Raw genomic sequence first — 11,475 nt, 5'->3', positions numbered from 1 at the left:
GATCTGAGGTTCGGATCGCGCCCGAACTCCACACACTGACGTGGTTGCTCGCGGGGACGGGACGTTTCGGCTTACCGGGGCGAGGCTAAGAAGCAGGGGCATGAGTGACCGGTGGTACGAGAACGCGGTTGTCTACTGTCTCGACATCGACTCCTTCGCTGACTCCGACGGGGACGGCTGTGGGGATATCCGGGGGCTGATCGGGCGCCTGGATTACCTGGCACGGCTCGGTGTGACGTGTCTCTGGCTCAACCCGATCCACCCCTCGCCCGGGCGGGACGACGGTTACGACGCGTCGGACTTCTACAACGTCGATCCGCGGTTCGGGAGTCTCGGAGACTTCGCCGAGTTGCTGCACGAGGCCGGCAACCGGGGCATCAAAGTCATCATCGACCTGGTCGTCAACCACACCTCGGACCAGCACCCGTGGTTCCAGAGTGCACGGAGCTCGCCGGATTCGCCGTACCGGGATTGGTATGTCTGGAGCGAGACCGCTCCGCCGGACCGCAACCAGGGCATGGTCTTCCCCGGCGAACAGGCCGAGACCTGGAGCTACGACCGGACGGCGAAGCTCTGGTTCTACCACCGGTTCTACAAGTTCCAGCCGGACCTCAACATCAAGAACCCGGCGGTGCGCGAGGAGATCAAGAAGATCTGTTCGTTCTGGCTGCAGCTCGGGGTGGCCGGGTTCCGGATGGACGCGGTGCCGTTCATCATCGAGGAGACCGAGCCGGGCAACCCGAACTCGCCGAAGGACATGAAGTTCCTGACCGAGCTGCGGCAGCACGTGCAGTGGCGGCGCGGCGACGCGGTGCTGCTGGCCGAGGCCAATGTGGAGCCGGATCAGCTGGTGCGGTTCTTCGGCGACGAGGGTGGCTCGGGCAACCGGATCCACATGCTGTTCGACTTCATGCTCAACGCGCGGCTGGTGCTCGGCCTGGCGCGGGAGGACACCGAGCCGATCATCGACGCGCTGCGGGACTCGCCGAAACTGCCGGAGGGCGGGCAGTGGGCCACGTTCCTGCGCAACCACGACGAGATCGACCTGTCCCGGCTCACCGCGGACCAGCGGCAGGACGTGTTCGCCCGGTTCGGCCCGGACGAGGACATGCAGTTGTACGGCCGCGGTATCCGCCGCCGGCTCGCGCCGATGCTCGGCAACGACCGGCGCTGGCTGGAACTGGCGTACGCGTTGCAGTTCAGCCTGCGGGGCACGCCGGTGCTGCGGTACGGCGAGGAGATCGGCATGGGTGACGACCTGTCGCTCAAGGGCCGGGACGCGATCCGGACGCCGATGCAGTGGTCGAGGCTGCCGAACGCCGGGTTCACCAGCGCGGATCCGTCGAAGCTCGGCCGGCCGGTGATCTCCGGTGGTGAGTTCGGCTTCGAGAAGGTCAACGTGACGGTGCAGCGGCACGACACCGGTTCGCTGCTGTCCTGGTTCGAGCGGATGATCCGTACCCTCAAGGAAGCGCCGGAGATCGGCCGGGGGACCTGCACCCACGTCGACGTGCCGGCGCCGCGCGGTGTTCTGGTGCACCGGGCCGACGCCGACACCGGAACGATGCTGTTCGTGCACAACCTCGGCACCGAGTCGACCGTGATCGATCTGAGTAGTCTCGCGGAGGAGGCCGAACTTCCCAACGACGTGCTGGCCGACCAGGAATACCCCGAACCCGGCAAGCTGGACGCGATCCGGGTCGAGGGGCACGGCTACCGGTGGATCCGGCTGCGCAGGACGGTCTGATCACCGCTAGAGTCGGGCTCCAGGAGCAGTGAAGATCACATCCCGGAGCATCCCGGATGCGTCCCGGAGTTCGTCGGAGGCCGCAATGTCGCAGTCCGTACCCAGCCGGGTGGCCATCGTGACCGGAGCCGCCCGCGGCATCGGTGAGGCCATCGCCCTGAGACTCGCCAAGGACGGTCTGGCCGTCGCGGTCGTCGACCTGGACGAGGGCGCCTGCGCCAACACGGTGACAGCGATCCACGACGCGGGCGGCACCGCGGTGGCGATCGGCGCCGACGTCGCCGACTCGACGCAGGTCGCTGCCGCCGTGGAGCGGGTGGTCGCCGAGCTGGGCGCGCCGACAGTGCTGGTCAACAACGCCGGCGTGCTCCGGGACAACCTGCTGTTCAAGATGAGCGAGGACGACTGGGACACCGTGATGGCGGTGCACCTGCGCGGCGCGTTCCTGTTCAGCCGGGCGGTGCAGAAGCACATGGTGGAGGCCCGGTTCGGCCGGATCGTCAGCCTCTCCAGCACGTCCGCCCTCGGCAACCGGGGCCAGGCGAACTACGCTGCTGCGAAGGCCGGTATCCAGGGTTTCACGAAGACTCTCGCGATCGAGCTGGGCAAGTTCGGCATCACCGCGAACGCTGTCGCGCCGGGCTTCATCGTCACCGACATGACCCGGGCCACCGCGGCGCGGGTCGGTGTCGACTTCGCCGACTTCGAGAAGGCGGCGATCGGCGCGATCCCGGTCGCCCGCGCGGGCCGGCCGGAGGATGTGGCGCACACGGTCTCGTTCCTGGCGAGCGAGGGAGCGGGATTCGTGACCGGACAGGTGGTCTATGTGGCCGGCGGACCCCAGGACTGAGCTGGCAACTTGCTGAGAAGAGTTACAAAGAAATCATGAACCGACGCATGAGTTCCCGCAGCGTGTCGCTGACCAGCACCTTTCTTCTGCTGGCCGCGGGGGGAGCGGCGGCGTGCGACAACGATGAGTACGTGGACCAGGGTTTCTACTGCGCCGACGCGAACGGCGTGATCGTCGACGAGGACTACTGCGACGACGACGACTCGTACCACCCCGGCGCGGGGTTCTTCATCTGGCACAGCTCGGGCTACAGCCGGGGTTACCCGGTGGGCTCCAAGCTGCCGGCCGGTGGGAACAAGTTCGCCTACAACGACGTGGCGTCGCGGTCCAAGTTCGGGCTGCCGACCACCGGCAAGATCAGTAACGGCACGATCAAGACGAGTGTGGTCGGCAAGGGCGGCAGCGGCAGCGGCAAGTCCTCGTCGAAGTCGGGTGGCTGAGGCGTGCGGCGGATCGCGTACGGGCCGGTGCGGGACGGCTGGCGGCTCACCAACTTCAGCCTCGGGCTGACCTACAACGACACCGAGCTGCCGGACGGCACGATGCAGTCGTACTGGCAGGAGGGGCCGTACTACGACTTCACCGCGGCCGAGATCGAGGAGCTGGAGACGGCCACCTCGGTCCTCTACGAGATGTGCATCGAGGCCGGCGAGTGGATGGTGCAGCAGTGCCCGAGGCGGACCGTCGAGGGCCGCAAGCGAGGCTACTTCGCGTCCATCTGCACCCCCGAGACGTGCTTCCTCGCCAAGATCGGTGTCCCTGAGTACACCCACGAGCAGATCATCCGGACCTGGTACGACGGCGACCCGGAGACGTGGACGCACTACGACAAGGATCCGGACATGCGGCTGCCGATGCAGACGCCGGACTTCTCGCCGAGCGTCTACGGCCGCTTCGATCTCTGGTACAACGGCGCCGGCAGCGGCCCGAAACTGCTGGAGTTCAACGCGCAGACGCCGACCTCGCTGATCGAGGCCGCGGTCGTCCAGTGGCACTGGATGGATCAGACCGGCCTCACCGACCACCCGTGGCGGCAGTGGAACTCGATCCACGAGCGCCTGGTCGGCTGGGAGGCGGTCCCCGGTGAGCCGGGCGACCCCGGCGCGTGGCGGCGCAACATCAACAAGTTGCGCGAGGCCCGCACCTGGCTGCCCGAAAAACCCAAGATCTTCTTCGCGTACGAGACGAGCGAGACGTCCGGGGAGGACCGGATGAACGTCGCGTACCTGATGGCGACAGCGGAGGAAGCCGGCTACCCGGTGGAACTGATCGCGATGAGCCAGATCGGCTGGGACGTGGCCGGTGACCGCGTGCTGTTCGTCCCCTCGCCGGGCCAGGAGCACCTGGCCGAGCCGATCGACGTGATCTTCATGCTCTATCCGTGGGAGTGGTTCTGGCACGAGGAGGGCGGCAAGGCCTTCTTTCGGAACATGGCCGACCCGGAGAAACGCGGCACGGTCTGGATCGAACCGCCCTACAAGGCCGCGCTGCTCGGCAACAAGGCGCTGCTGCCGGTGCTCTGGATGCTCTTCGGCGACGACCCGGAACGCGGCAAGTACCTGCTGCCGTCCTACTTCGCCGAGTCGTCCGCGGCCGGGAAACTGACGTCGTACGCGAAGAAGCCGGCCTGGGGCCGCGAGGGCGGCTCGGTGACACTGGTCCGTGACGGCGTGCCGATCACCGGCCAGCCGTCCGAGTACGGCGCCGACGGCCGCTACATCGTGCAGGAGCTGCGCGAGCTGCCGTCGTTCGAGTCCCTGGAAGGCACCGTGCACCCGGTGATCGGCTCCTGGCTGATCGACGGCGAGCCGGCCGGCATGGGCATCCGCGAGGGCGTCGGCACCGAGGGCCTGGTGACCACGAACACCTGCAACTTCCTCCCGCACGTGATCGAGGGGAAGAACTAGAGCCTCAGGGGCGGTGCCGCCAGATCCACCAGAGGCCGACGAACGGCAGGACCAGCGGCACGTAGCCGTACCCGCTGCCGAAGTGCGACCAGACGGTGTCGTCGGGGAAGGCGACCGCGTCCACGACGCTGAGCGTGCCGACGATCAGCACACCGGCCAGCTCGATGCTGCAGCTGACCAGCGCGATCAGCCGGCCCCGCGGCCCGCCCCGGGCCAGGCCCACGGTGGCCGCGATGTAGACCAGGCCGGCCACCGCGGAGAGCAGGTAGGCCAGCGGCGCCTCGGAGAAGTGGGTACTGATCTGGACCAGGGCGCGGGCGCTCGCGGAGAGCGCGAAGATGCCGTAGACCAGCAGCAGGACCCGGCCGATCCCGCTGTTCAGCGCGGCGTCGCGGGGCCGGGTGGCGGTGGGGGTTTCCTCAGGCAACGGACACTTCTCTCAAGCGGTTACTGATCTCAAGCGGTTACTGACGCGATCTGCTGCAGGCGCAGGATGAGGACCGGCAGGACGAGGGCGCCGATGCCGAGAATGAGGTTGCCCCAGCGGGTGGGCTCCATCCGGGCCAGCACCAGCGCGGTCGGGGCGAACGCCAGCGTGGTGAACAGGTAACCGCCGAAGGTGGCTATCTCCTGCGGCCGGCTCCCGTCGAAGAGGCCGATCACGGCGACCACGACGAGGACCGTGACCAGGGCGCCGAGCGCCACGGTGGCCAGCAGGTCGGCACGGCCGGGGGCGCGGTCGAGCGCGGCGCGCACCAGGTACCACACCGCGAGGAGCAGGGCGGCGACGATCGTCACCACCGACAGAGGACCGTTCACCCGGCACAGGTTACTGATGTGGTGATGTGCTGGTAACTTCCGCCTGGCGGAGATCACAAGAAGAACACGAGGTGCGCCAGGTGCGATTCGGATTGTTCGGTACGGGACCGTGGGCTCACCAGGCGCACGCGCCGGCGCTGGCCGCCCACCCGGACGTGGAGTTCACCGGCGTCTGGGGCCGTGACCCCGGCAAGGCCGCGGAGCTGGCGCAGGCGTACGGGACGCGCGCGTACCCCGACGCCGACCAGCTGATCGCCGACGTGGACGCGGTCGCGATCGCGCTGCCGCCGGACGTCCAGGCCCCGATCGCCCTGCGCGCGGCGCAGGCGGGCCGGCACCTGGTCCTGGACAAGCCTGTCGCGTTGCGGGCCGAGGAGGCCGAGGCCGTCGCGGCCGCCGTCGCCGAGCGGGACCTGGCCTCGGTGGTCTTCTTCACCCGGCGGTTCACTCCGGAGCTCTCCGCCTTCGTCACCGAGGCGGCGCGGACCGGCGGCTGGACCGAGGCGCGCGTCGACCACCTGGGTTCGATCTTCCAGCCGGGCAACGCGTTCGGCGCCTCGCCGTGGCGCCGGGAGCGCGGCGGCCTCTGGGACGTCGGGCCGCACGCGCTGGCCCTGGTGATCCCGGTGCTCGGCCCGGTGACCGAGGTGGCCGGGATGGCCGGATCGAGCGACCTCACGCACCTGCTGCTGAAGCACGAGGGCGGTGCCACCAGCCGGCTCACCCTCTCCGTGGACGCGCCGGCCGCGGCGGCTCGCGAGGAGGCGATGTTCGCTGGCGAGGCGGGCGTGCGGACCGTGCCGCGGGCGCGCTGGACCCCGGACGAGGCGCTCGGCCGTGCCATCGACCAGTTGCTGGTGGCAGCGGCCGGCGGCGCCCGGCCGGATTGCGACGTCCGGTTCGGCGCGGACGTCACAGCGGTGCTGGCCGCCGCCGAGAAAGCGATTAGCAGCGGTACGACCGTCCGGCTCTCTTGATTGTTTTACGGGACGGTGCGTTCGATCGCGGCAGCGCCGTCCCGTTCCAGCTCGGCCTTGGCGCGGGCGATGTTCTCCGGCGTCGGGTATTTGCCCTGGGCCACCGCGAGATCTTCCGGGTCCCACGACTGTTCGGCCCCGGTCCTGATCAACGGCTTGCCGGGCTGTTCCGAAGTCTCGATCTCGGACATCGTGATCCCCTCCACAACTGGTGAGACAAGAACCGAAAAGGAACCGGGAAAGCGAAATCTTGTCCCGTTCCGTACCCGTTTCTTGATCGTAGAACTCGGGTAGCCCGAACTGAGCGCTAACTGGACAGAACCTGCGCGTTACGGATGGACGCTTAGTAGTGAGCCGAATACATTTTCGGCTTGTCACGCCCAACCGGGTGCGGCGTCCGGCGCGGCCGAGCGGGTCCGCGGGCGACGACCCGGACCGCGTGCGGGGGTGAGGGGACGCATCGCATGACCGAGTGGGCAGAGCAGTCGAGGGCACATCAGTCGTGGGCACGCCAGTCATGGGCACAGCAGTCACGGGCACAGCAGTCATGGGCACGCCAGTCGCTGGAAAGCGGCGCGGCATGACCGCCGGGGAGCCCGGCCGGCTCGGGGGAGCGCGGCCGTGACGGGCCACTGGGACGCCGAGCGGGACGCCTCCGACGCGGCGCAGGCCCTGGCCGGCATAGTCGCGTTGCTGCGCTGCGGAGCCGTCGGCGACATGGACCGCAGCCAGCTGCTGAACCTGGCCCGCAGCGGCGAGCAGGCCGCTGGGCGGGCGGCGGCGTTCCTCCGCGAGCAGCGCGGCGCCGGCGACGGCGAGCTGGCCAATGTCCCACCCCGGCTGGCGCCCTGGCGGGACTGGGTGCCGTCGCGCGGGCACCTCTTCGGCGCTTCGGCGAAACCCCGCCCGGTGAACGGCGTACCCCAGCCCCGGCGTTGCGGCGACCCCGGCGAGTGAAGGCGCGGCCGGCGATCAGGTGATCTGGCGCAGCGTCTCGGACGGCGACTCGCCGAACCTCTCCCGGTACGCCGAGGCGAACCGCCCCAGATGGGCGAACCCCCATCGGTGCGCCACCGCCGCGACAGTGATCCGCGCCGGGTCGCCGTGGAGCAGCGCCTCGCGCACCCGTCCCAGCCGGATCTGCTGCACGTAGGTCATCGGTGCGCAGCCGACGTGCCGCCGGAAGCCCTCCTGGAGGGAGCGCACGCTCATCCCGGCGACGGCGGCCAGGTCCCGCACGGTCATCGCCCGCTCCGGCTCCTCGTGGATCGCCTCCACGGCGCGCTGGATGGCCCGGGGCGGACCGCTCGCGGCGGGCGCGACGAGCTCGGCGTGGTACCGGTGCGGGACGCTCAGCAGCAGGCCGCTGAGCACGCTGCTGCACAGCTGCTCGGCGATGAGCGGCTGGTGGATCAGGCTGGTCTCGTGGTCCAGCTCGTCGTGGAGCAACCGGATCAGCCGGCTCCAGCTGTGCGCCGGCCCGCCGGTGAGGTCGAAGGCCGGCGCCAGGTCGATCGGTCCCTCGACCGGGTGACCGAGGAGCGCGGCGAGCTCGTCCTCCAGCGCCTCTCGCTCGATGCGTATGTCGAGTTCCGCGGAGTTCGGTTCCTGCCGCAGGTGAAGCCGGTCCCCGGGCCGGAACGCCAGCGCGGTGGCGGGGGTTGCGGTGATCTCCTGATCGTCCCGCTGCGCCCGCACGCGCCCTGCCGTGGGCAGCGTCACGTGATAAGCCCCGGCCTGCGGGGAAACAAGAGTGGCGGAGCCCGTGAAGGTCAGGTGGCCGACGGTCAGGGGTCCGAGTTGGATCATCTCGACGCCGATTTTGAGGTCGGCGCCGTCGGGGGTGCCGATCGTCATCGGGGGGTAGAAACGATTCAGGATGTCCTGGGCGCGAGCGGCGTCGACACTGTCGAAGTAGACGGCTCCCGGCGTCGAGGCGGCGCGGGAAGGGTCGTCAACCATGCCGTCCGGCGCTCCCTCGCATACGGCGAGTATTCGGTCCAAGCCCGTCGGCAGTCAACGCGGCCGCCACGCAGCGATCGTTACAGCACATTCCGGCCATATGAACTACTCTGGCGTTCCGCGCCTACGTGGCGTAACTTGCAGACCAGCGGATTGTTGTAGGAACGCGGGTTCCGGTCGGCGTCTCAGCGAACGCTGGTCCGCGCACGACCCTTTTCTCCGGTCTGCGCACCAGAGTCCCGCGGAAGTCGGTGTTCAGCTTTTCGGCTCGACGCCAGGAAGAGGGCAGCTGTGTATCTGCCGATCACGACCCGCCAGCTGGCCGACGGAACTGTCGAGATCGCACCAAGCGGTGAGATCGATCTGGACAACGCGCACGTGATGCGCGACGCGGTCAACGACGTGCTGACGAGCATGACCCCCAGCAAGATCTGTCTTGATCTGCAACGGGTGATGCTGATCGACAGCATTGGGATCGGCATCCTGGTCGCCTGCTTCCATACCGCGGCGGCCAGCGGCATCAAGCTGGTCGTCAGCCACCCCAGCGCCACGGTCTACCGGCAGCTGTGGGTCTCCGGGCTGGTCGGCCTCCTCGGCTGCGCCGAGCCGCCCTCACCGCGCACCCAGGTGGGCCTGCGTCCCTCCTGAGCGGGGATACTGCACCGCTGTGACGGTGCTCCGCTCGATTCTGCTGTTCCTGCTGGCCGCGCTCGCCGAGATCGGTGGCGCCTGGCTGGTCTGGCAGGGCGTCCGGGAGCATCGCGGCCTGCTCTTCGCCGGCGCCGGGGTGGTCGCCCTCGGCGCCTACGGCTTCGTCGCCACCCTCCAGCCGGATCCGAACTTCGGCCGGATCCTGGCCGCCTACGGCGGTGTCTTCGTGGCGGGTTCACTCATCTGGGGAATGCTCGTCGACCGATTCCGGCCGGACCGGTTCGACGTGATCGGCGCGGCCCTCTGCCTGGCCGGCGTGGCGGTCATCATGTACGCGCCACGCGGAGCCTGACAGAGGGCCGGCTCGTCAGTGCACGGGAAGGTCAGTGCACGGGGAGTGCCGCCGACTCCTCCTGCTTGCGCCGCTCCTCGCCGGAGAGCGTGGAGAGCGGCTTCTCCTTGATGAAGATCACCGCCAGCACGGCCAGGAACGCGATCGGGGCGCCGACCAGGAACAGCTCGGCGGTGGCCGTGCCGTAGATGTCCTGGACGACGGGGACCACCTCGGGCGGCAGCGCCGAGATGTCCGGCACCTCGGCGGACCCGCCGGCCTGGGCGCCGAACCTCTCGGCGAACAGCGAGGTGACCTTGTGGGTCAGCACCGCGCCGAGCGCGCTCACGCCGATCGAGCCGCCCATGCTGCGGAAGAACGTCAGCGCCGAGGTGGTGGCGCCCAGCTCGGCGGCCGGAACGTCGTTCTGCGCGGCCAGGACCAGGTTCTGCATCAGCATGCCGACGCCGACGCCGAGCACCGCCATGTAGACCGAGATCACCGGCACGCTCGTCTTCGAGCCGATCGTGCTGAGCAACAGCATGCCGGCGGTCATGATGATCGAGCCGGCGACCAGGTAGCCCTTCCAGCGGCCGTACTTGGTGATCAGCGCGCCGGCCACGGTCGACGAGATCAGCAGGCCGAAGACCATCGGCAGGCCCATCAGACCGGCCACGGTCGGCGACTTGCCCAGGGAGATCTGGAAGTACTGGGAGAGGAACACCGTGCCGCCGAACATCGCGACGCCGACCAGGATGCTCGCGACGATCGTGAGGCTGACCGTGCGGTGCCGGAAGATGCCGAGCGGAATGATCGGCTCCTTGGCCCGGGACTCGACCAGGACCGCGAGGGCGAGCAGCACCAGGCCGCCGGCCACCATCGCGCCGGTCTGCCAGGACGCCCAGTCGAACTTGTCGCCGGCCAGGGTCGACCAGATCAGCAGCGTGCTGACGCCGGCCGTGATGAGCAGGGCGCCGAGCCAGTCGATGCTGACCTCGCGGCGGACCACCGGCAGGTGCAGGGTCTTCTGCAGCATCGCGATGGCGATCAGGCTGAACGGCACGCCGATCAGGAAGCACCAGCGCCAGCCGAGCCAGGACGTGTCGACCAGGACGCCGCCGATCAGCGGGCCGGCGATGGTGCCGACGCCGAAGACCGCGCCGAACATGCCGGAGTACCGGCCCAGCTCGCGCGGCGGGATCATCGCGGCCATCACGATCATCGCGAGGGCGGTCATGCCGCCCGCGCCGATGCCCTGGACGATCCGGCTGACCAGCAGGACCTCCACGTTCGGGGTGAGGCCGGCGATCAGCGAGCCGATCACGAACAGGCCGAGGGAGAGCTGGATCAGCAGCTTCTTGCTGTACAGGTCGGCCATCTTGCCCCAGAGCGGGACGGTGGCCGTCATGGCGAGCAGCTCGGTGGTGACGATCCAGGTGTAGACGGACTGGCTGCCACCGAGATCGGCGATGATCCGGGGCAGGGCGTTGGCCACCACGGTGGAGGCCAGGATGCTGACGAACATGCCGAGGAGCAGGCCGGAGAGGGCCTGGACGACCTCGCGTTGGGACATGCGGGCTGCGGGTGAAGCGTCTGTCATGCGTTCCTCGGTAGGGGGTGGGCGAGACCGGCGGCGAGAATGCCGAAGGCCTCGTGGACGTGCTCGGTGAGTGGTCTTTCCAGCCCGTCGTCGCCGGCCCAGCGCATCACGGCGACACGCACCGCGGCGCTCGTGACAGCGGCCACGACAGGCGGGAACGGGTGGTCAGCGGGCAGGCCGGCGCGTTCCGCGACGGCGTCGGCGAACTGCTGCTCGGCGGTCGCGGCCGCGGCGATCAGCAACGGCAGCAACTGCGGGTTCTGGTGGATGACCCGCATCCGCAGCAGCCAGCGGTCGCGGTCGTCGTGGATGTGCTGGAAGACCGGGGCCAGGGCGTCCAGCAGGGCGTCCAGCAGCGGTTGATCAGCGGGCCGGTCGAGCAGCCGGGCGCGCAGGTCGGTGCAGCCCTCGAGAGGGTCGCCGACGAGCGCGTCCTCCTTGGTGGCGAAGTAGTTGAAGAACGTCCGCGCCGACACCCCGGCCGTGGCGGCGATCTCGTCGACCGTCACCCGGTCGGCGCCGCGCTCGTCCACCAGACGCAGCGCCGCGGTGATCAGATCGAGCCGGGTCTGCCGGCGTTTGGCCTCTCGGAGCACCCGACGAGGCTACCGACAATCTTGCAGTTTCTGCA

General features: G+C 69.2%; 14 protein-coding genes. 8 read left to right on the top strand and 6 right to left on the bottom strand.

What is annotated here, in order from left to right; translation table 11 throughout:
- The first annotated feature begins 100 nt into the window (after nucleotides 1-100).
- The 4 genes from AB0F72_RS14775 to AB0F72_RS14760 all read left to right on the top strand — a co-directional run bounded on the left by AB0F72_RS14775 (nucleotide 101) and on the right by AB0F72_RS14760 (nucleotide 4,504).
- The gene (locus tag AB0F72_RS14775) at nucleotides 101-1,747 is read left to right on the top strand and encodes an alpha-amylase family protein (RefSeq protein WP_360430471.1); all 1,647 of its coding nucleotides are present in this window, start codon (nucleotides 101-103) and stop codon (nucleotides 1,745-1,747) included.
- Between the two features lie 85 nt (nucleotides 1,748-1,832).
- Nucleotides 1,833-2,597 (top strand): 3-oxoacyl-ACP reductase FabG, encoded by a 765-nt coding sequence (gene fabG / locus AB0F72_RS14770; protein ID WP_360430469.1) that lies wholly within the window; start codon nucleotides 1,833-1,835, stop codon nucleotides 2,595-2,597.
- A gap of 35 nt (nucleotides 2,598-2,632) precedes the next feature.
- Nucleotides 2,633-3,037, top strand: coding sequence for a hypothetical protein (locus AB0F72_RS14765; RefSeq protein WP_360430467.1), 405 nt, complete (start codon nucleotides 2,633-2,635; stop codon nucleotides 3,035-3,037).
- Between the two features lie 3 nt (nucleotides 3,038-3,040).
- Complete coding sequence (locus AB0F72_RS14760; RefSeq protein ID WP_360430465.1) at nucleotides 3,041-4,504, top strand: glutathionylspermidine synthase family protein; 1,464 nt, start codon at nucleotides 3,041-3,043, stop codon at nucleotides 4,502-4,504.
- A gap of 4 nt (nucleotides 4,505-4,508) precedes the next feature.
- Here AB0F72_RS14760 and AB0F72_RS14755 read toward each other — a convergent pair whose 3' ends face one another.
- Both AB0F72_RS14755 and AB0F72_RS14750 read right to left on the bottom strand, forming a co-directional pair.
- Nucleotides 4,509-4,931: a hypothetical protein gene (locus AB0F72_RS14755; protein ID WP_360430464.1), complete on the bottom strand. Its 423-nt coding sequence runs from the start codon at nucleotides 4,929-4,931 to the stop codon at nucleotides 4,509-4,511.
- 29 nt (nucleotides 4,932-4,960) lie between these two features.
- On the bottom strand, nucleotides 4,961-5,323 hold the full coding sequence (locus AB0F72_RS14750) for a hypothetical protein (RefSeq protein WP_360430462.1): 363 nt from the start codon (nucleotides 5,321-5,323) through the stop codon (nucleotides 4,961-4,963).
- Between the two features lie 80 nt (nucleotides 5,324-5,403).
- On the opposite strand from AB0F72_RS14750, the gene AB0F72_RS14745 reads away from it, so the two are divergent.
- Nucleotides 5,404-6,300 (top strand): Gfo/Idh/MocA family oxidoreductase, encoded by an 897-nt coding sequence (locus tag AB0F72_RS14745; protein WP_360430460.1) that lies wholly within the window; start codon nucleotides 5,404-5,406, stop codon nucleotides 6,298-6,300.
- A 5-nt stretch (nucleotides 6,301-6,305) separates the two neighbouring features.
- Here AB0F72_RS14745 and AB0F72_RS14740 read toward each other — a convergent pair whose 3' ends face one another.
- Nucleotides 6,306-6,491, bottom strand: coding sequence for a hypothetical protein (locus AB0F72_RS14740; RefSeq protein ID WP_360430781.1), 186 nt, complete (start codon nucleotides 6,489-6,491; stop codon nucleotides 6,306-6,308).
- Nucleotides 6,492-6,921: 430 nt separating this feature from the next.
- Between AB0F72_RS14740 and AB0F72_RS14735 the strand changes: the two genes are divergently transcribed.
- Nucleotides 6,922-7,257, top strand: a complete 336-nt coding sequence (locus AB0F72_RS14735; protein WP_360430458.1) for a hypothetical protein — start codon at nucleotides 6,922-6,924, stop codon at nucleotides 7,255-7,257.
- Between the two features lie 15 nt (nucleotides 7,258-7,272).
- Here the strand turns inward: AB0F72_RS14735 and AB0F72_RS14730 are convergent, their stop codons facing one another.
- Complete coding sequence (locus tag AB0F72_RS14730; protein ID WP_360430456.1) at nucleotides 7,273-8,262, bottom strand: AraC family transcriptional regulator; 990 nt, start codon at nucleotides 8,260-8,262, stop codon at nucleotides 7,273-7,275.
- A gap of 291 nt (nucleotides 8,263-8,553) precedes the next feature.
- Between AB0F72_RS14730 and AB0F72_RS14725 the strand changes: the two genes are divergently transcribed.
- Together AB0F72_RS14725 and AB0F72_RS14720 are read left to right on the top strand one after the other, a co-directional pair.
- Entirely contained in the window at nucleotides 8,554-8,910 is a 357-nt protein-coding gene (locus AB0F72_RS14725) for an STAS domain-containing protein (RefSeq protein WP_014447343.1), read from the top strand.
- 19 nt (nucleotides 8,911-8,929) lie between these two features.
- Nucleotides 8,930-9,265 (top strand): YnfA family protein, encoded by a 336-nt coding sequence (locus tag AB0F72_RS14720; protein ID WP_360430454.1) that lies wholly within the window; start codon nucleotides 8,930-8,932, stop codon nucleotides 9,263-9,265.
- Between the two features lie 31 nt (nucleotides 9,266-9,296).
- On the opposite strand, the gene AB0F72_RS14715 is transcribed toward AB0F72_RS14720, so the two are convergent.
- Entirely contained in the window at nucleotides 9,297-10,844 is a 1,548-nt protein-coding gene (locus AB0F72_RS14715; protein WP_360430452.1) for an MDR family MFS transporter, read from the bottom strand.
- On the bottom strand, nucleotides 10,841-11,440 hold the full coding sequence (locus AB0F72_RS14710) for a helix-turn-helix domain-containing protein (protein WP_360430450.1): 600 nt from the start codon (nucleotides 11,438-11,440) through the stop codon (nucleotides 10,841-10,843). Before AB0F72_RS14710 ends, AB0F72_RS14715 begins: the two co-directional genes overlap by 4 nt.
- Nucleotides 11,441-11,475 lie beyond the last annotated feature (35 nt).

It is taken from the genome of Actinoplanes sp. NPDC023936 (assembly GCF_040639325.1).
Lineage (GTDB): Bacteria > Actinomycetota > Actinomycetes > Mycobacteriales > Micromonosporaceae > Actinoplanes.
The sequence above is the reverse complement of the archived record's forward strand: the minus strand, read 5'-3'. Positions and strand labels throughout refer to the sequence as shown.